The organism is Variovorax sp. YR750, from assembly GCF_900109805.1.
GTDB lineage: Bacteria > Pseudomonadota > Gammaproteobacteria > Burkholderiales > Burkholderiaceae_C > Variovorax > Variovorax gossypii.
In genome coordinates this window covers 363,803-382,587 of the sequence record NZ_FOBJ01000001.1, presented here as the reverse complement: position 1 = coordinate 382,587, position 18,785 = coordinate 363,803, and the positions used below count along the sequence as shown (strand labels likewise).

At 68.9% G+C, this 18,785-nt stretch carries 19 protein-coding genes; 13 read left to right on the top strand and 6 right to left on the bottom strand.

Annotated features, from left to right (window positions below; genetic code table 11):
* Window positions 1-1,050 (bottom strand): SDR family oxidoreductase, encoded by a 1,050-nt coding sequence (locus BMY35_RS01660; protein ID WP_093195249.1) that lies wholly within the window; start codon window positions 1,048-1,050, stop codon window positions 1-3.
* 91 nt (window positions 1,051-1,141) lie between these two features.
* Here BMY35_RS01660 and BMY35_RS01655 point away from each other — a divergent pair, with 91 nt between their 5' ends.
* Both BMY35_RS01655 and BMY35_RS01650 read left to right on the top strand, forming a co-directional pair.
* Window positions 1,142-2,104: an AraC family transcriptional regulator gene (locus BMY35_RS01655; RefSeq protein ID WP_093195248.1), complete on the top strand. Its 963-nt coding sequence runs from the start codon at window positions 1,142-1,144 to the stop codon at window positions 2,102-2,104.
* A gap of 68 nt (window positions 2,105-2,172) precedes the next feature.
* Window positions 2,173-3,666 (top strand): MFS transporter, encoded by a 1,494-nt coding sequence (locus tag BMY35_RS01650; RefSeq protein WP_093195247.1) that lies wholly within the window; start codon window positions 2,173-2,175, stop codon window positions 3,664-3,666.
* 6 nt (window positions 3,667-3,672) lie between these two features.
* Here BMY35_RS01650 and BMY35_RS01645 read toward each other — a convergent pair whose 3' ends face one another.
* Window positions 3,673-4,101, bottom strand: coding sequence for a GNAT family N-acetyltransferase (locus BMY35_RS01645; protein ID WP_093195597.1), 429 nt, complete (start codon window positions 4,099-4,101; stop codon window positions 3,673-3,675).
* Between the two features lie 140 nt (window positions 4,102-4,241).
* On the opposite strand from BMY35_RS01645, the gene BMY35_RS01640 reads away from it, so the two are divergent.
* Genes BMY35_RS01640 through BMY35_RS01630 form a run of 3 tightly spaced genes read left to right on the top strand, consistent with a single transcriptional unit; the run spans window position 4,242 to window position 7,209 of the window.
* On the top strand, window positions 4,242-5,864 hold the full coding sequence (locus tag BMY35_RS01640; protein WP_093195246.1) for an FAD-dependent oxidoreductase: 1,623 nt from the start codon (window positions 4,242-4,244) through the stop codon (window positions 5,862-5,864).
* Window positions 5,861-6,190: a 4Fe-4S dicluster domain-containing protein gene (locus BMY35_RS01635; protein WP_093195245.1), complete on the top strand. Its 330-nt coding sequence runs from the start codon at window positions 5,861-5,863 to the stop codon at window positions 6,188-6,190. Before BMY35_RS01640 ends, BMY35_RS01635 begins: the two co-directional genes overlap by 4 nt.
* A 29-nt stretch (window positions 6,191-6,219) precedes the next feature.
* Entirely contained in the window at window positions 6,220-7,209 is a 990-nt protein-coding gene (locus BMY35_RS01630) for an ABC transporter substrate-binding protein (RefSeq protein WP_093195244.1), read from the top strand.
* Between the two features lie 16 nt (window positions 7,210-7,225).
* Here the strand turns inward: BMY35_RS01630 and BMY35_RS01625 are convergent, their stop codons facing one another.
* From BMY35_RS01625 to BMY35_RS01610, 4 genes are read right to left on the bottom strand one after another with little or no spacing between them, the layout of a single operon-like run.
* Window positions 7,226-8,134, bottom strand: a complete 909-nt coding sequence (locus BMY35_RS01625; protein WP_256227982.1) for a substrate-binding periplasmic protein — start codon at window positions 8,132-8,134, stop codon at window positions 7,226-7,228.
* A complete protein-coding gene (locus BMY35_RS01620) occupies window positions 8,127-8,954 on the bottom strand; it encodes an ABC transporter permease (RefSeq protein WP_093195243.1) in 828 nt (275 codons plus the stop codon). Before BMY35_RS01620 ends, BMY35_RS01625 begins: the two co-directional genes overlap by 8 nt.
* On the bottom strand, window positions 8,951-9,760 hold the full coding sequence (locus BMY35_RS01615) for an ABC transporter ATP-binding protein (protein ID WP_093195242.1): 810 nt from the start codon (window positions 9,758-9,760) through the stop codon (window positions 8,951-8,953). Before BMY35_RS01615 ends, BMY35_RS01620 begins: the two co-directional genes overlap by 4 nt.
* Window positions 9,761-9,770: 10 nt before the next feature.
* Window positions 9,771-10,835, bottom strand: a complete 1,065-nt coding sequence (locus tag BMY35_RS01610; RefSeq protein WP_093195241.1) for an ABC transporter substrate-binding protein — start codon at window positions 10,833-10,835, stop codon at window positions 9,771-9,773.
* Window positions 10,836-11,052: 217 nt separating this feature from the next.
* Here BMY35_RS01610 and mgrA point away from each other — a divergent pair, with 217 nt between their 5' ends.
* The 8 genes from mgrA (at window position 11,053) to BMY35_RS01570 (ending at window position 18,779) form a co-directional block, all read left to right on the top strand.
* Window positions 11,053-12,093 (top strand): L-glyceraldehyde 3-phosphate reductase, encoded by a 1,041-nt coding sequence (mgrA, locus tag BMY35_RS01605; protein ID WP_093195240.1) that lies wholly within the window; start codon window positions 11,053-11,055, stop codon window positions 12,091-12,093.
* Window positions 12,094-12,204: 111 nt separating this feature from the next.
* The gene (locus tag BMY35_RS01600; RefSeq protein WP_093195239.1) at window positions 12,205-12,402 is read left to right on the top strand and encodes a hypothetical protein; all 198 of its coding nucleotides are present in this window, start codon (window positions 12,205-12,207) and stop codon (window positions 12,400-12,402) included.
* Window positions 12,403-12,442: 40 nt separating this feature from the next.
* Window positions 12,443-12,934, top strand: coding sequence for a P-loop nucleotide/nucleoside kinase family protein (locus BMY35_RS01595; protein ID WP_093195238.1), 492 nt, complete (start codon window positions 12,443-12,445; stop codon window positions 12,932-12,934).
* Window positions 12,935-13,035: 101 nt separating this feature from the next.
* A complete protein-coding gene (locus BMY35_RS01590) occupies window positions 13,036-14,049 on the top strand; it encodes an LLM class flavin-dependent oxidoreductase (protein WP_093195595.1) in 1,014 nt (337 codons plus the stop codon).
* A 47-nt stretch (window positions 14,050-14,096) separates the two neighbouring features.
* Window positions 14,097-15,440 (top strand): LLM class flavin-dependent oxidoreductase, encoded by a 1,344-nt coding sequence (locus BMY35_RS01585; protein ID WP_093195237.1) that lies wholly within the window; start codon window positions 14,097-14,099, stop codon window positions 15,438-15,440.
* A complete protein-coding gene (locus BMY35_RS01580; protein ID WP_093195236.1) occupies window positions 15,440-15,985 on the top strand; it encodes a GNAT family N-acetyltransferase in 546 nt (181 codons plus the stop codon). Before BMY35_RS01585 ends, BMY35_RS01580 begins: the two co-directional genes overlap by 1 nt.
* Window positions 15,982-17,823 (top strand): amino acid ABC transporter permease/ATP-binding protein, encoded by a 1,842-nt coding sequence (locus BMY35_RS39040; protein WP_093195235.1) that lies wholly within the window; start codon window positions 15,982-15,984, stop codon window positions 17,821-17,823. The genes BMY35_RS01580 and BMY35_RS39040 overlap by 4 nt, the downstream gene beginning before the upstream one ends.
* Before the next feature lie 35 nt (window positions 17,824-17,858).
* The gene (locus BMY35_RS01570; RefSeq protein ID WP_093195234.1) at window positions 17,859-18,779 is read left to right on the top strand and encodes an ABC transporter substrate-binding protein; all 921 of its coding nucleotides are present in this window, start codon (window positions 17,859-17,861) and stop codon (window positions 18,777-18,779) included.
* The last annotated feature ends 6 nt before the right edge of the window (window positions 18,780-18,785 follow it).

Below are 18,785 nucleotides of genomic sequence, written 5' to 3'. Positions count from 1 at the left end.
TCAGGCGACGACGCCGGCCTCGATCAGGCTGCGCGCGCAGTCGACCACCGTGGCCTTCGCGGGGCGCGGCGCCCAGCCGAGCACCTGCTGCGCCTTCGCCGAGCTGAAGCTCAGCTTGCGGCCCAGCAGCGGCGTGACGTTGTGCAGCGCCTTGTCGAACACCGCGGCAAGGCGCAGCACGAAGTCGGGCAGCGTGCGCGTCGGCACCTTGCGGGCCTGCTCGCCGAGCCGGGCGCGCAGTTCGCCCGCGATGTCGGCCATCCACATGAAGTCGCGGATGGCTATGAAGCGCTGGCCCGCTGCCTCGGGCGCGGTCATGGCGCGGACGTGTAGGTCGGCGAGGTCGCGCACATCGACGATGCTGAAGCCGATGCGCGGGTTGCCCGGCAGCTTGCCGCCGAGGATGCGGCCGATCACCAGCACCGAGCCGAGGTTCTGCGAGCCCATCACCGGGCCGAACACCGCGCCGGGCAGCACGGTGGATAACGTCGTCTCGCCGCCATGGTCCTTCATGAAGTCCCACGCCGCGCGCTCGGCGATGGCCTTGGACATCCGGTAGGCGTTGGTCTTGACGGTGTCGTTCAGGTCGGTCCAGACGTTCTCGTCGGCGACATTGCCTTCGTCGCTGCGCGAAGGCGTGGCCGCCGCGAGCGACGAGGTCATCACCACGCGCTTCACGCCGGCACGGGTCGCGGCGCGCAGCACGCGCAGGGTGCCGTCGCGGGCGGGCGCCAGCAGCGCATCGGTGCCCGAAGGCGAGTCGTTGCCCAGCGGCGAGGCCACGTGCAGCACGTAGTCGCAGCCGGAGACGGCCGCGTCCCAGCCGCTGTCGCTGGTGAGATCGGCAACGTGGAAGCTCAGGCGGTCGTCGGCGCCGGCAACGACGGATGCGACGCTGGCGCGCACGCCGGTTTCCTTCGAAAGGCTGCGAACGGTGGTGCGTACCGTGTAGCCGCGCCGCAGGAGCTCGGCGATGCACCAGCCGGCGACGAAGCCGGTTCCGCCGGTGACGAGAACGGTCGATGAAGGTGCGAGAGACGATGGATTCATGAGTCGTGTTCTTCCTTGGCCCCGACTCTAGGCTCGAGGAATCAAACGATGAATGCGCTCCAGTGCGCTTTTTTTGCGCGATAGTCCGGAAATGAGCGCAGACCCCTTCTCCGAAATCATCCGGCTGACCAAGGCGCAGACCGTCGTCTCGGCCGTGTTCTCGATGGGCGGCCCGTGGTCGGTGCGCTTCCCGGCCTTCGACTACATCAAGTTCTTCGCGGTGGTGAAGGGCGTGTGCTGGTTCACGGCCGAGGGCGAGCAGGAGCCCTTGCGGGTGGAGGCCGGCGACGTGGTGCTGTTCTCGCAGTGCAGGCCCTTCGTGGTGGCGAGCGATCCGGCCCTACCACCGGTGGAGGCGGCCAGCCTGCTGACCGGCGGCTTCAGCGGCATCGCGCGTTTCGGGGAAGGCGAGGACCACGTACAGATCAGCGGCAAGATCAGGCTCGACCCGCACGCCGGCGCGCTGCTGGCGGACATGCTGCCGCCATGGATCCACGCCAGGGCCTCGTCGCCGCAGGCCCCGGTGCTGCAATGGCTGCTCGACCAGATCGTGCGCGAGCGCGAAGGCGAACTGCCCGGCGCAGGCGTCGCCTCGGCCCAGCTCGCGCAACTGATGTTCGTGCAGCTGCTGCGCGCGCACATGGCGCAATCGCAACCCGATGCGCTGCCCGCCGGCTGGCTGCGCGCGCTCGGCGATCCGCGCATCGCGCCCGCGCTGCGGCTGATGCACGGCGATCCGGCCAGGGCCTGGCAGCTGGAAGAGCTGGCGCATGCTGTGGCCATGTCGCGCACCACCTTCGCCACGCGCTTCAAGGCCGCGGCCGGCGTGCCGCCGCTGACCTACCTGCACAACTGGCGCATGCGCCTGGCCGAGCAGGGCCTGCGCGAGGGCACAACGTCGCTGCTCGCATTGGGCCTGTCGCTCGGCTACACCTCGGAAAGCGCGTTCAGCAACGCCTTCAAGCGCAGCGTGGGCGTGTCGCCCAAGCGCTATCGCGATGCCGCGAAGGCTGAAGCGAAGAGTCTGCCGGAGGCCAGTCTTAGCCCAGCCTGAGGAACGGGCCACGCCCGAGAGCCCGAGCGGGGGACAGGGGCTCATGCCGTCTATAGCATGCATGGCTCATGACCTCCACGCCCCAAAGAACAACAAGCCGCCCACTGGTCATCGCCTCGATCATGGCCTCCATGGCGATGGTGGCCATAGAAGCCACCATCGTCTCCACCGTGATGCCGCAGATCGCCTCCGAGCTGGGAGGTCTGCATCTCTACAGCTGGGTGTTCGCCTCCTTCCTGCTGGCGCAGACCGCGATGACGGTGGTGTTCGGCAAGCTCTCCGACCTGTACGGCCGCAAGCCCATCATGTTCGTGGGCATCGCGGTCTTCGTCATCGGCTCGGTGCTGGCGGGCTTCTCGTGGTCGATGCCGGCCATGATCTGCTTCCGGCTCATCCAGGGCATCGGTGCGGGCGCGATCCAGCCGGTGTCGCTCACCATCGTGGGCGATCTCTATCCGGTGCGCGAGCGCGGCAAGGTGCAGGGCTGGCTCGCGAGTGTGTGGGCGGTGTCGGCGGTGGTGGGGCCGATGATCGGCGCGCTCATCGTGCAGAAGCTCTCGTGGGCGTGGATCTTCTGGGTCAACGTGCCTATCGGGCTGGCCGCCGCGGCGGGCTTCTGGCTCTTCCTGCACGAGGCGCCGACGGTGCGGCGCTCGTCCATCGACATGGTGGGCGCGGTGCTCTTCACCATCGGCATCGCGGCGCTGATGATCTCGCTCACCGAATTCGGCGTGGGCAACTCGGGCGTGGCGCTCGCGTGGGCGGGGCTCTTCGTGGTCACGCTGGTGCTCTTCATCGCGCAGGAGCGTCGCGCGGCCGACCCGATGGTGTCGCTGCGCCTGTGGGGCGCACGCATGATCGCCACCGTCAACGGCGCGGCCATGCTCGCCGGCATGGTGCTGATCGGCATCACCACCTTCCTGCCGATGTACGTGCAGGTGGTGCTGGAGCGCTCCTCGGTCACGGCCGGCCTCACGCTCACGATGGTGATGCTGGGCTGGCCCATCGGCGCGACGCTGACCTCGCGCACCTTCCATCGCATCGGCCTGTGGCGCATGGTGGTCGCCGGCGCGGCGCTGATCCCGGTGGGCACTTCGACGTTCGTGCTGCTGGGGACGGGGAGCTCACCGGTGCTGCCCGCGGTCGGCTCCTTCATCATCGGACTGGGCATGGGCGTGATGAGCCTGAGTTCGCTCATCCTTATCCAGGAGGGCGTCGATCTCGCGCAGCGCGGCGTCGCCACGGCCTCGAACGTGTTCTCGCGCAACCTCGGCAGCGCGCTGGGGGCGGCCTTCTTCGGCGCGGTCTTCAACTTCGGGCTTACACACGGCGATGGGCGGCCGATGTTCAGCGACGAGCAGCTGCGCATGCTGCTGCAGGGCGTGCACGGCTCGGTCGCGGGCGACGCGGGCATCCGGCTCGCGCTGGGCGGCTCGCTGCATCTCACCTTCGTGATGATGCTGGTCGTGAGCCTGGGCGTGATCGCGCTGGCCCTGCTGCTGCCCAGGGAAGGGCTGGTGGAGAACCGTGCGGTCGGGGCGGGAGGCGCCGCGCCGAAGTAGTCCGCTTCAGGGCGCCTGCAGCGACTTCTTCATGAGCGCCAGGTAGAAGCCAGGCGCGTAGTCGTCGATGCGGGCGTATTCCTCGTAGCCCTGCTTCAGGTAGAAGCCGCGCGCCTGCCATTCGAAGGTGTCGAGCTTCGCATTCGTCGCGCCCAGCGCGACGGCCTGCCGCTCGGCCTCGGCCAGAAGGCGGCTGCCGAGGCCCGTGCCCCGGGTGTCTTCCTCCACGAAAAGCACTTCGATGTTGAGCCAGTACAGGAAGACGAAGCCGCGCAGCCCGCCCAGCAGGCGGCCGTTTTCGTCCTTCGCGTTGAGGCGGATGTACTTCTGCTCGGGATACTCGCCGACGAAGCCGTAGTTGTAGTGGCGCAGCTTGCGGCCTAGCTCGCCGGAGCGGAGTTCCTCGTCGGTGGCGGGCGAGATGGTGATGTTCATGGCGGTCGCTGCCTCGGTCTTGCGGAGGCGGCATTCTGCCCGCGCCCGCACAAGCCGCATATCGATGCGCGCTTTCCTTCTTTGTGCGCGGCGGCGCCCGTTGATACGGTCTCGGTCTTTGCACTGCGAGGCGATCGACCATGGGCGCGAGGGATTTCGAGCGGCATCTTCTTTCCGGGGCGGACGGCTCCGCGCGGCACGAGGCCGACGTTCTGGTGATCGGCGGCGGCCCGGCCGGCGCATGGGCCGCCGTGAGCGCCGCCGCGCAGGGCGCGCGAGTGCTGCTCGCCGACAAAGGTTTCTGCGGCACCTCGGGCGCGACCGCACCTTCGGGCACGGGGCTGTGGCACGTGTCGCCCGAAGGCAAGGCGCGCGAGGAGGCCAAGGCCAGCCGGCTCGCGATGGGCGGCCATCTCGCCGAGCACGCATGGATGGACCGCGTGCTCGAGCAGACATGGGCCAACGTAGAACGGCTCAAGGACTGGGGCTATCCCTTTCCCGCCGACGACCAGGGCGCGCTGCGCTGCACCTCGCTGCAAGGCCCCGAATACATGCGCCTGATGCGCAAGCGGGTGAAGGAATCGGGCGCGCGCATCCTCGACCACAGCCCCGCGCTCGAGCTGCTGGTGGACGAGCACGGCACCGTCTGCGGCGCCACCGGCGTGAACCGCCAGACGGGCGAGAGCTGGGTGGCGCGCACCGGCGCCGTGGTCATCGCCACCGGCGGCTGCGCCTTCCTGAGCCGCGCACTGGGCTGCAACGTGCTCACGGGCGACGGCCAGCTGATGGCGGCCGAAGTGGGCGCGGCGCTCTCTGGCATGGAGTTCTCGAACGCCTATGGGCTCGGGCCTGCGTTCTCTTCGGTCACCAAATCGCTGTTCTACAACTGGGCGACCTTCTACACGGCCGACGGCGTGGCGATCGAGGGCGCGGGCTCTTCGAAAGGGCGCGGCGTGATCGCGCAGACGCTGCAGTCGCAGCCCGTGTTCGCATGCCTCGACCGCGCCGACGCGCAGATCCGCGCGTGGATGCGCACCGCGCAGCCCAACTTCTTCGTCTCCTTCGACCGGCAGGGCATCGACCCATTCACGCAGCACTTCCCGGTGACGCTGCGGCTCGAAGGCACGGTGCGCGGCACCGGCGGCCTGCACCTGGTGGACGACAGCTGCGCCACCTCAGTGCCCGGCCTCTACGCGGCGGGCGACGCCGCGACGCGCGAGCTGATCTGCGGCGGCTTCACGGGCGGCGGCAGCCACAACGCGGCCTGGGCGCTGTCCTCGGGCTTCTGGGCCGGTGCGGGCGCGGCGGCCTTCGGGCGCGATGCTCGTGCCCGGTCATCGCAGCGCACCGTCTTGCGAGCTGGCGGCGTAGCGCTCTCGTCGCGCGGGGCCACGGCTTTCGACAGCCAGGAAGTGGTGCGCGCCGTGCAGGCCGAAGTCTTCCCCTACGAGCGCAACTGGTTCCGCGAAGGCGACGCGTTGCGCGATTCGCTCTCGCGGCTCGATGCCCTCTGGGAGCGCCTGCGCACCAGCGCGCCCGCTGCAACCGCGACAGAAGCCGTGCGCGCCCGCGAAGCCGCAGCCATGCTCGCCACCTCGCGCTGGATGTACCGCAGCGCCTTGCAACGCACCGAGACGCGCGGCATGCACCGCCGGCGCGAGCACGGCAAGCTCGATCCGTCGCAGCGCCACCGGCTGCTCAGCGGCGGGCTCGACGAGGTCTGGGTGCAGCGGCATGAGGTAAAGGAAGAGGTGGCCGCATGATCGAAGTCATCAGCGCCGAACGCTGCACCGCCTGCAACATCTGCGTGAACGCCTGCCCGACCAATGTGTTCGAGACGGTGGAGGGCGGCCCGCCGCGCATTGCACGGCAGGACGACTGCCAGACCTGCTTCATGTGCGAGCTGTACTGCCCGGAAGACGCGCTCTACGTGGCGCCCATCGCCGACCGCAGCGCCACGGCCGAGGAGCGCGATGCCGCCGCCGCGGCCCTGATGGGCAGCTACCGCAGCGCCGTCGGCTGGGGCCGCGGCCGGCAATCGACCGCATCGGCCGATGCGAGCTTCGAGCTGCTGCGACGCGCGCACTGAATCTGTTTTTCTTCTCCAGAGTCTTTTCGATGTCCGATCTTCCAAGCCGCCGCCGCGTGCTGCGCGGCGCCGTCGCTGCGACTGCCGCTGCCGCCGCGAGCGCATTGCCAGTCTTCTCCATCGCGCAGCAGCAACAAGGCAGCGGCCAGATGCTGCGCCTGGGCTACATCGGCCCCGGCAAGAAGCCCGCGAACGCCACCGGCTGGGCGCTGCGGCAAGGACACCTGCTGCGCGAGCTGGCGCCGCTGGGCTTCAGGGAAGTGACGACGCGCAATTTCCCGAACGGGCCCGATCTCAACGAGGCGTTTCTCTCGGGTGCGCTCGACGTCGGCATCTACGGCGACACGCCCGCCGTGGTGGCGCGCTCGCGCGGGCTCGACGGGCAACTCATCGGCTTCGACGCGGTGGGCATGAACGTCTGGCTGCTCACGCCGCGCAATGGCGTGCGCAGCGTGAAGGAACTCGAGGGCCAGTCCATCGGCGTGGCGCGCGGCTCCTACATGCATCGCTACGTGCTGGGCCTGCTTCGCGAAAACGGGCTGCAGAAGTCCGTGAAGGTGATCCACATGTTCCCGCGCGACGGCGAGGCTGCGCTCGACCAGGGCTCGATCGCGGCCTTCGCGGCGCAGATCGACGTGGGGCCGCTGCTGGCCTCGCGCGGTTATCCGGTGATCGATGAGGCCGAGAAGCATCCGACGCTGCGCGGCACATCGGTGATCGTCGCTTCAGGCAAGTTGCTGGCCGCCTCTCCGGGGCTGCCCGCAGCCTGGACGCGCGCCCGGCGGACTGCCCTGCGGGAGATCCACCGCAACAGCGCCGACTATTACGCCTTCCACTCGGAGGTGAGCGGCTTTCCGCTGGAGATCGTGAAGATCTCGCATCCGCTGTCGCACTTTCCCGAAGCTGCGTATCCGCCCGAAGGGCTGGCGCTGCTCGACGAGGTGAAGAAGTTCCTGCTGGCCGAGAACCTCGTGAACCGCGACTTCGCGCTGGCCGAATGGCGCGCCCCGCAGGCCTGAGGCGCTCCCCGGCTGCTCAGGAGTGGCAGATGAAGCCGTCCTTGAGTAGCGTGATCTCGAACTGCAGGTTGCCCGCCCGCGCGCCGCGCGCCTGGGCCAGCGTGCCGTCGGCGCGCCACTGGCGCAGCGCGGCGGCCAGGTAGTCGCGCGAGGCGGCGTCGCCCTGCGGCAGGCGGATGGCCGCATCCGACGGCGGACGCAGGCCGCTTGCCAGCGGCTTGTAGAAGCGCCACTCGTCGTTCTTGAGCAGGCGCTCCAGCACTTCCGCGTCTTCGGCCAGCGCCGTGCATTCGCCGGCCATGAAGGCCGACACCGCGTGCACGGAAGAGGGGTAGCTGTGCGGCTCGGCCCCGAAGCGCAGCGACACCGCGCCGGCATAGCCCGAGCCTTCGCCCACGCAGACCGATGCGCCGCGCAGCGCTTCGGCATCCTGCACGCGGCCCTTGCGCAGCGCGACCACCAGGCCGCTGCCGGTGTCGTAGCTGCCGGGTGCCGCGTCGATGCCCTTGGGCGCGGCTGTCGTCGGCACGCCGGCGACCAGCAGGTCGACGCGGCCCTCGCGCAATGCGGCTTCCTGCGCGGCGGCGTCCAGCCCCACGAGCTCGAGCTTCAGGTTCAGCGAGCGGGCCAGCTCGCGCGCCAGCGTGGCGTCGAAGCCATCGGGCTCCGGCGGTGTTGGTGCATCGGGAGGCGCGGGCCGTGGGTAGCGGCGCACGCCGACGACCAGCGTGCCGCGTTCGATGGCCTTGGCCAGCACCGGACCCTTGGGGAGTTCGCTCAGCCGGCTGCCCGAGGCCCAGGAAGCACCCAGACCCGCAAGCGCGGCGGCCGCGACCAGCGACACGCCGGCCAGCGCGAGCCGGCGACGACGCGAGGCGGGGGCGAAAGGGGAGGAAGGGGCGGCGGGGGCGGCGGCTTCACTCATCGAGGCTCAGCCCCCGCCGCCAGCGCAGCAGCCGCCGCTCCAGCAGCGCGAGCAGGTAGTTGAGCACCAGCCCCACCACAGCCAGCAGCAGGATGCCCGCGTACATGGTCGGTATCTGGAAGGTCTCCTGCGAGTTCAGCGTGAGAAAGCCCAGCCCCGAGTGCGCACCGATCATCTCGGCCGCCACCAGTGCCGTGATGCTGTAGGCGCCCGCCAGCCTCACGCCGGTGAAGATGGACGGCAGCGAGGCCGGCAGCACCACCTTGAAGAAGATGAAGCGCCGCGACGCGCCCATCGACAGCGCCGAGTTCACCAGCAGCCGGTCGACCTGCTTCACGCCGCCCACCGTGCTCAGCAGCACCGGCCAGAACGAGGCCCAGAAGATGATCGCCACCTTCGACAGCTCGCCGATGCCCAGGAACAGGATGAACACCGGGAACAGCGCGAAGGCCGAGGTCTGGCGAAAGAGTTGCAGCACAGGATCGACGATGGCCGCCAGCCGCTTCGAGTTGCCGATCAGCAGGCCCAGCACTACGCCCGAAAAACTCGCCAGCACCAGCCCCCACAGCGAGCGCTGCAGGCTGGCCGCCAGGTGCTTCCAGAGCTGGCCCGTGTCGACGAGCTGCGCAATGCTCGCGATCACGGCGGAGGGCGGGCTCAGGTAGGCGTCGCTCACGATGCCCAGGCGCGGCAAGGCCTCCCACAGCGCCAGGAAGATCACGATGCCGATGCCGCGCTCGGCCACCCGGCCGAAGCCGCGCGCGAGCTTCAGGAGCCGGTTCGGCGACCGGACCACCGGCGCGTCGAGCACCGCGCTCACGACACGACTCCTTCGAGCGACCTGGGCCGCAGGCCTATCTGCACTTCGTCCTTCAGCACCTCCCACGCGCGCTGGCGCAGCGCCGCGAACTCGGCCGTGTGGCGCAACTCCGCCGAACGGGGCCGCGCGAGCGGGATGTCGATGATGTCCTTGATGCGCCCGGGCCGCTGCGTCATCACCGCGACGCGGTCCGACAGGTACACGGCTTCTTCCAGGCTGTGCGTGATGAAGACGATGGTCTTGCGGTACTGCTCCCAGATGCGCAGCAGCTCGCCCTGCAGGATCTCGCGCGTCTGCGCGTCGAGCGCCGCGAAGGGCTCGTCCATCAGCAGCACGTCGGGCTTGTAGGCCAGCGAGCGCGCGATGGCCACGCGCTGCTTCATGCCGCCCGAGATCTCGTGCGGGTAGCGGTCGGCGAAGCCGTGCAGGCCGACCAGCTCCAGGTATTCGTGCGCGGTGCGGCGGCGCTCGGCCTTGCCGATGCCGCGTATCTCCAGCCCGACCGCGATGTTGTCCAGCACCGAAAGCCAGGGAAAGAGCGCATAGCCCTGGAACACCACGCCCTGGTTGCGGTTGATGCCCGAAAGCGGCTGGCCGTTGATGGCGATGCGCCCGCCGGTGCGCTCGGTGAGCCCGGCCAGGATGCCGAGAAAGGTCGACTTGCCGCAGCCCGAGGGCCCGAGCACCGAGAGGAACTCGCCCTCGCGCACGTCGAGGTCGAAGCCTTCGAGCACGCGAACGCGATCGCTCGCGCCGCGCGCCGCGTAGTCCATCCGCACGTCGCGGGCAGAGATCTTGATGCTCATCGGCGGGTGCTCAGGTCTTGGTGGCGAACGGGTTGAACTCGTTCGTGTACACGTCCTTCACCGACACCTTGCCGGCGGCCAGTTTGCCCTCGGACTGCAGGATGTCGATGTAGTACTGGATCGGCGGCTCGGTCACCACCAGGTCGTCGACGTAGGCATAGCGGTCGACGTTCTTCAGGTCCATGTTGATGCGCTTGGCCACCAGCTTGCGCGCTTCCTCGGTGTTGGCGTTGACCCAGTTGCCGGCCTTGGCCAGCGCCGCGACCACGTCGCGCACGGCCTCGGGGTGCTGGCGGATGAACTGGCCGTGCGCGCTGTAGGGCGCCATGCCGCCGAGGCCGCCGTCCAGGTCGTAGTCGCTCCACAGGCGCACCAGCTGGTCGGCGTTGTCGGCGCGGCCGGAGAAGGGCGCGTGGATGATCGCCAGGTCGGTGTTGCGCGTCACCAGTGTCTGCTCGGCCTGCTCGTCGGGAATGACGACGAAGTTGATCTTGTTCACGTCCACGCCGTGCTGGCGCAGGTACTTCTTGGTGACGAACTCGGCGCATGCGCCGAAGCTGTTGAAACCGATGGTCTTGCCTTCGAGGTCCTTCGGTTCGCGGATGCCCGAGTCCTTGCGTACGAAGTACTTCATGTGCGGCGCTTCCTGCAGCGTCTTGCCGCCGGCGGCCACCACCTTCAGGTCGGCGCCCGAGGCGATGGCGGAGATCACCAGCGGCACCATGCGGCTGCCGAAGTCGATCTCGCCCGTGCCCACCAGCGGAATGATCTGCGGCGCGGCGATCTTGCCGACGTAGTCGGGGCGGGTGTTCGTGCCCTCGAAGTAGCCCAGCTCGTCGGCCAGATAGATCAGATCGAACGAGGGGTTGTTCGGGTATTTGAAGGCGACCTTGTCGCCGGTCTTCTTCACCACGGCCGGGGCGCCGCCGGCCGATGCGGTCTTGCCGCCTTCCTCGCGCGAGCAGCCCGCGAGCAGGGCGCCGCCGAGGCCTCCGGCGGCGGCGAGCGAGGCGAAGGTCTTGAGCGCGTGGCGGCGCGAAGGACGCGAAGGAAGGGCGGGGGTCTCGATGGGCATGGCGGCACGCTCGCGCGGGGGAGCGCTCTTTCTGCAAGTTGGCGGAGCGCCGATGCTAGGAAGCGCTCCGCGTCGGGCCAACGAAGAAAACCGCCTATGCATATGCGGCGACGGATAAGTGCGACAGCGGCGTGGAAATGCTTGCCGCGCCGGGCCTGCGGGGGCATCCTCGACGGCTCCTTTCCATCCTCATCCATCGTCAGGACAAGACACGCCCATGACCTACCACGCCGACTCCAAGCGCTACGACGCCATTCCCTACCGCCGCGTCGGGCGCAGCGGGCTCGTGCTGCCCGCCATTTCGCTCGGGCTCTGGCACAACTTCGGGGACACCACCTCCATCGCCACGCAGCGCCAGCTGCTGCGCACCGCCTTCGACCTCGGCATCAACCACTTCGACCTGGCCAACAACTACGGCCCGCCCTACGGCAGCGCCGAGACCAATTTCGGCCGGCTGCTGCGCGAAGACTTCAAGCCGTACCGCGACGAGCTCATCATCTCGAGCAAGGCCGGCTGGGACATGTGGCCCGGCCCCTACGGCCAGGGCGGCGGTTCGCGCAAATACGTGCTCGCGAGCCTCGACCAGAGCCTGAAGCGGCTGGGCGTGGACTACGTCGACATCTTCTATTCGCACCGCTTCGATCCGCACACGCCGCTGGAGGAAACCGCCTCGGCGCTGGCCCAGGCCGTGCAGCAGGGCAAGGCGCTCTACATCGGCATTTCTTCTTACTCGGCCGGCAAGACGCGCGAGATCGCCGCGCTGCTGCGCGAGTGGAAGGTGCCGCTGCTCATCCACCAGCCGGCCTACAACCTGTTCAACCGCTGGATCGAGAAAGACCTGCTCAACGCCACCGACGAACTGGGCGCCGGCGTCATCGCCTTCACGCCGCTCGCGCAGGGCCTGCTCACCGACAAGTACCTCAACGGCATCCCGCCCGACGCACGCATCAACCGGCCCGGCGGCGGATCGCTGAAGCAGGAGCACCTGTCGGAGGCCAACGTCGAGCGTGCCCGCGCGCTCAACGAGATCGCAAGACGCCGCGGCCAGACGCTCGCGCAGCTCGCGCTGACCTGGACGCTGCGCGATCCGCGCGTGAGCTCGGCGCTGATCGGCGCGAGCCGGCCCGAGCAGATCGTCGACAACGTGGCCGCGCTCTCGCACGCGCCGCTGAGCGCCGAGGAGCTCGCCGAGATCGACAAGTACGCGGTGGAAGGCGGCGTCAATCTGTGGGAGAAGCCTTCGACCGACTTCGCCTGAATGTGCGCGTCACGATTCACGAATCGAATCAGGAAACTTGGAATCCGTCTTTGGCAGGAGCGGTGGTGCCCAGCAGAATCGGCGCAAGAAAGCATTTCGCGATTCACTGCCATGCAACTGCGCACCCACTATGTTTCCCCGGCCGCCCAGGCTCGCCATGTGATCGACCTGACGGCGAAGGCATGGCGCATTCCCCCGAGTTCACCGCATGCGCTGGCGCGCCGCGCACCGCACGGCTATGTGCCGTTGAGGGCGCTGCGCCGGCTGCGCGCGGCCACGATGCTGACCCTGCTGCCGCATTCGTGGTGAGCGCCATGCCGGGCCGTCGGGCCCGGATGGAGGCGAGGCCATGCTGATCGTCCTGGGCGGCTTGCCGGGCAGCGGCAAGACCACCATCGCGCGGGAAATCGCCGCGCTCATTCCTTGCGCGTATCTGCGCATCGACACCATCGAGCAGGCGCTGCGCTCGACCGGCGCGGACGTAGGGCCGGCCGGCTACGTCGCGGCCTATGCGCTGGCCCGCTCAAATCTCTCGCTCGGGCAGACGGTCCTGGCCGATTGCGTCAATCCACTGCCGGTCACCCGCGAGGCATGGCGCGCGGTTGCAGTGGACACCGGCTCGCGCATCGTCGAGGTCGAGATCGTGTGCTCCGATACTGCCGAGCACCGTCGCCGCGTCGAGCAGCGCAGCATCGACGTGCCGGGCCTCGTGCCGCCGACCTGGGAGGCCGTGCAGCGGCACGACTACGTGCCGTGGGGCACGCCGCATCTCGTCGTCGACACGGCTGCCCTCGGTGCGCACGAGGCCGCGAAATTGATTCTTTCGCACGCACGCGACTGAGCATTCAGCAGATATCGATATAGAAATTCGGCGCAAACGATGCGCGCGATGCCCAAGAGAATTTGACGCAATTCTTTCAAGGGCATGTCCCGCCGCACATCGTGTCGTATTCGCTGTCCCTGCTCGACAAGAGCCTGATCCCCGAAGGCGCCGACGCCGCACAGGCGTTCCAGCACACCGTCTCGCTCGCACAGAGCGCCGAGCGGCTGGGCTACCGGCGCTACTGGCTCGCCGAGCACCATGGCAACCGGAACTACGCAGGATCGGCGCCCGAGGTGCTGGCCGCGCACGTGCTCGCGAAGACATCGCGCATCCGCGTGGGCACCGGCGGCGTCATGCTGCAGCACTACAGCCCGTTCAAGGTGGCGGAGGCCTTCCGCGTGCTGGCCTCGCTGGCGCCGGGGCGCGTGGACCTGGGCATCGGCAAGGCGCCCGGTGGCCTGCCGCTGACCAGCAAGGCGCTGCAATGGCTGCACGATCCGGCGAAGACGAAGGGCGAGGACTTCGGCGTCCGACTGTCCGAGCTCGACGCCTTCCTGCACGAGGGCATCGCCTCGGGGCATGCGCTGGCCGGAGCGGTCGCAACGCCCAATCCGCCGCAGTTGCCGCAGCGCGTGCTGCTAGGCGGCAGCCCCGAGAGCGCGGTGCTCGCGGCCCGGCTGGGCTGGCAGTTCGCCTATGCGGGTCATTTCAACGGCGACCCGGTGAACCTCGCACGATCCATCGAGGCCTATCGCGCGGAGACAGGGCGCGCGCCCTTGCTCGCGCTCTTCGCCTTCGCGGCGGAAACGCATGAGAAGGCCGCAGAACTCGTGGGCGCACTGCGCAGCTTCCGCGTGCACCTGCCTACCGGCCAGAGCGTGAACCTGCCCAGCCTCGAAGCCGCGGCCGAGTTCGCGCGGCAGGCCGGCGCGAGCGACTACCGGACCGAAGAACGCCGCCCCCACGTGATCGCCGGCACCGGCGAAGAGGTGCGCGATGCGCTCGATGCGCTGAGCGAGCAGTACGGCATCGAGGAGTTCGTCATCGACATCCCCGTGGCCGGCTTCGCGGAGCGCCATGCGTCCGTCGAGCTGCTGGCCAGGGCGCGCGAACCGGCCGCGCTGCCGGCCTGAGCCTTCCTTTCTTTCCTTCTCTTCTCTCCATCGAGCGAGCGACCGTCATGAGCAACAACAACATCAGGTTCGGAGTCATGCTGCAGGGAGCCGGCAGCCACATGAACTCCTGGAAGCATCCAGGCGGACCGGCCGACGCCAGCGTCAACCTCGACTTCTTCATCCGCACCGCGCAGAAGGCCGAGGCCGCGGGCATCGCCTTCGCGTTCGTGGCGGACGGGCTCTATATCAACGAGAAGTCGATCCCGCACTTCCTCAATCGCTTCGAGCCGATCTCGATCCTGTCGGCGCTGGCCACGGTGACTTCGAAGATCGGCCTCGCGGGCACGGTCTCCAGCTCGTACAGCGACCCGTTCACGGTGGCGCGCCAGTTCGGCTCGCTCGATCTCATCAGCGGCGGTCGCGCGGGCTGGAACGTGGTGACCACGCCGCTCGAAGGCAGCGCCAGGAACTACAGCCGTGCGCACCCCGAGCACGCGCTGCGCTACGAGATCGCCGACGAATACCTGGCCGTGACGCAGGGCCTGTGGGACAGTTGGGACGACGATGCCTTCGTGCGCGACCGCGAGAGCGGCCGCTTCTTCGACCGCGACAAGCTGCACACGCTCGACCACAAGGGGCGCTTCTTCCAGGTGTCGGGTCCGTTGAACATCCAGCGCTCGCCCCAGGGCCAGCCGGTGATCTTCCAGGCCGGCTCGTCGGATGCGGGCATCGGTCTGGCCGGCAAGTACGCGGACGCGGTGTTCACGCATTCGCCTTCGCTGGAGGACACGCGCAGCTTCCTGCGGCAGGTGAAGGCCAGCGCCGTCGCGCAGGGCCGCCAGGCCGGTGACGTGAAGATCTTTCCCGGCATCGGCCCAGTGGTCGCGGCCACCGAGGAGGAAGCGGAGGCCAAGTACCGCGCCATCCGCGAGCTGTTGACGGTGGAGGAGGCGCTGGCCTATCTCGGCCGCTTCTTCGACCACCATGATTTCAGCCAGTACCCGCTGGACGCGCCGTTTCCCGAGCTGGGCGAACTCGGCCGCAACAGCTTCCGATCGACCACCGACCGCATCAAGGCGAACGCCAAGGCCAATGGCCAGACGCTGCGCGAGGTGGCGCTCGAGGTGGCTACGCCGCGCACGCAGTTCGTGGGCACCGGCGAGCGCATCGCCGACGAGATCATCCGCTGGGTGGACGAGGGCGCGGCCGACGGCTTCATCCTCGGCTTCCCGGTGCTGGGGCAGGGCCTGGACGACTTCATCGAGTTCGTGATCCCGGTGCTGGAGGCGCGCGAGCGCTACCAGCGCGAGCTGCCAGGCCGGACGCTGCGCGACCACCTGGGACTGCCGCGCAAGGCGAGCCGCTACGCGGCGCAGGAAGTCACGCCCGCAGTGCAGAAGGCCGCCTGATGAGCGAACAGTTCCTCTACACCACGCCGCTCGATCCGCGAGCGAAGCCGCTGATCGAGGGCCTGACCTTCGAGTACGACAGCCGCTACGGCGACGTGATGCGCGAGCCGGGCCAGCCGCGCGAGATGGAGCGCTATCCGGCCGAGGCGTTCGCTCCGTCTCACGGCGGCAATTTCGTGCTGCTGCTGCGCGACGGCGTGGCCATCGGCGGCGGCGCGTTCATGCGCCACGACGAGCGCACGGCCGAACTCAAGCGCGTATGGACGCACGCGGACCTGCGCCGGCAGGGGCTGGCCAGCAAGGTGCTCGCGGAACTGGAGGCGCAGGTACGCCGCCAAGGCTACGAGCGCATCTACCTGACCACGGGCTTCCGCCAGCCCGAAGCCGTGGGCCTGTACCTGGGCCACGGCTACACCGCGCTGTTCGATCCGCCCATCGATCCCGAGACGCCGCGCAAGCTGCCCTTCGAGAAATACCTGGACACCGGCCGTGCCCACGGTCACGTCCGTCCCGTGGCGCAGCAGATCGAGGCGGTGCAGCGATGAACACGACCGTCCTCGACGCCGGCACCGAGCCGCGAAGCCCCGCGCCGGTTCGCGCACCGCAGCCGCACCCGCAGCGCGCCGCGCCCGCGCCGGCACCCGCCAACGGCGACTACTCGCACTTCCGTGTCGTGCCCGCCCGCTACCCGGCGCGCACGGCAGGCACCATCTTCGCGGTGCTGGTCATCGGCATCGTGCTGCACTCGACGCTCACCAACCCGCGCTGGGGCTGGGGCGTGTTCGCGCAGTGGTTCTTCGCCGAGCCGGTGCTGCAGGGCCTGGGCCGCACGCTGCTGCTCACGGCGTTGGGCGCGCTGCTGGGCTTCTTCTTCGGCACCGCGCTGGCACTGGCGCGGGTGTCGCGTTCGCCGCTGCTGGCGCGGCTCGCATGGGTGTTCACCTGGCTCTTCCGCTCGGTGCCGGTGATCGTGCTGCTGCTGATCATCAACAACCTCGGCTATCTGTACGAGACGGTGACGCTGGGCATCCCGGGCACCGACGTCACCTTCTTCTCGTACCCGACCACGCAGCTCATCAGCCCCTTCGTGGCGGCGCTGCTTGGCCTCACGCTGAACCAGGCGGCATTCGCCTCGGAGATCGTGCGCGGCGGCATTCTCTCGGTGGAGCAGGGGCAGCTCGAGGCGGCCGCGGCGCTGGGGCTGTCGCGCGGGCGGCAGTCGTTCCGCATCGTGCTGCCGCAGGCGATGCGCACCATATTGCCGACGGCCTTCAACGACATCATCGGGCTGGCCAAGGGCACGTCGAACCTCTACATCCTGGCGCTGCCCGAACTGTTCTACACGATCCAGATCATCTACCGGCGCAACCTGGAAGTGATTCCGCTGCTGATGGTGGCGACGGTGTGGTACCTCATCATCCTCACGGTGCTGTCGGTGGTGCAGCACTACGTGGAGCGGCACTTCTCGCGCGGCGCGCTGCGCAATCATCCGCCGGGCTCGCGGCTGGCGGGCCTGCTGCGGGGGCTGCGGCGCGCGAAGGCGCCGGCCGCTCCCGCGGCTGTAGAAGCGCCCGTTGCCGACGCTCCCGCGCAGGTGCCGCGCTGGACCGAGAAGCTCGCGCAGGGCGGCGAGGTCACGATCCACGGCGTCTCGAAGAGCTTCGGCGCGCTCAAGGTGCTCGACGACGTGACGCTGGGCGTGCCGCGCGGCAGCGTGACGGTGATCCTCGGCCAGTCGGGCTCCGGCAAATCGACGCTGCTGCGCGCCATCAACCACCTGGAGCGCGTGGACGACGGCTTCATCGCCATCGACGGCGAACTCATCGGCTACCGCCGCGACGCGGACACGCTCTACGAGCTGCACGAGAAGGAAATTCTCAAGCGCCGCGTGGACGTGGGCATGGTGTTCCAGAACTTCAACCTGTTCCCGCATCTCACGGTGCTGGAGAACATCGTCGAGGCGCCGATCTCCGTGCGCGGCCTGCCGCGCGCCGAGGCCGAGGCGCTGGCTTCGGAGTTGCTGGTGCGCGTGGGCCTGGGCGACAAGACGCACGCCTATCCGCGACAGCTCTCCGGCGGCCAGCAGCAGCGCGTGGCCATCGCCCGCGCGCTGGCTCTCAAGCCCAAGGTGCTGCTGTTCGACGAGCCCACCTCGGCGCTCGACCCCGAGCTGGTGGGCGAGGTGCTGGCCGTCATCAAGGAGCTGGCGCGCTCGGGCACCACGCTGGTCATCGTCACGCACGAGATCGGCTTTGCCCGCGAGGTGGCCGACACCATCGTCTTCATGGAGCGCGGCCGCATCCTTGAAACCGGCTCGCCCGACAAGGTGTTCAACGCGCCGGAGCACCCGCGCACCGCCGAGTTCCTCGCCAAGGTTCTCTGATCGATCTTCTTTCCGTCCACTGCATTGCATCCCACATGAACCATCGCCGAAACATCCTGTCCGCCTTCCTGGTCGCGTTGCTGATGCCGCTCGCCGCATCGGCACAGCCCGCGCCCGACTTGAGCCCCGAGCAGCCCGGCCGCCCCCGCGCGCAGAAGATCGACGAGGCCGTCCGGCTCGCGAAGGATTTCAAGTTCCAGAAGGAGGGTGTGCTCGTCGTCGGTACCACCACCGGTCGCCTGCCGTTCGCCGCCTACGCCACCGACACCAAGACGCCCGTGGGCAACGCCCCCGACATCGCGCAGTTGGTGGCCGACAGCCTCGGCCGCAAGCTGGAGCTGGTGTCCACCGCCTGGGCCGACTGGCCGCTGGGCCTGCAGTCGGGCAAGTTCGACGTGGTGGTCTCGAACGTGACCGTGACCGAGGAGCGCAAGGAGAAGTTCGACTTCTCGACCTACCGCAACGACCAGCTCGGCATCTACGTCAAGTCGGACAGCAAGCTCGGAGCCATCAAGGAGCCGAAGGACATCGCGGGCCTGAAGGTGATCGTGTCCGCCAGCACCAACCAGGAGCAGATCCTGTTGCGCTGGAACAAGCAGAACGTGGCTGCCGGCCTGAAGCCGGTGGAGATCCAGTACTACGACGACGATGTGGTGCAGCGCCTGGCGCTCCAGTCGGGCCGTGCCGATGCGTACCTGGGCCCGAACGCCATCGCGGCCTACGAGGCGCGCGACGGCAAGACGAAGCTCGCGGGCCTGTTCTCGGGCGGCTGGCCGCTGAACGCCGAGATCGCGGTCACCTCGCGCAAGGGCTCGGGCCTCGCCGAGGCCGTCACGCTGGCGCTGAACACGCAGATCAGGAACGGCAACTACGCCAAGGCGCTGTCGCGCTGGAACCTGGAGTCGGAGGCCATCGAGACCTCGCGCACCAACCCGCCGGGCCTGCCGAAGAACTGACGATGG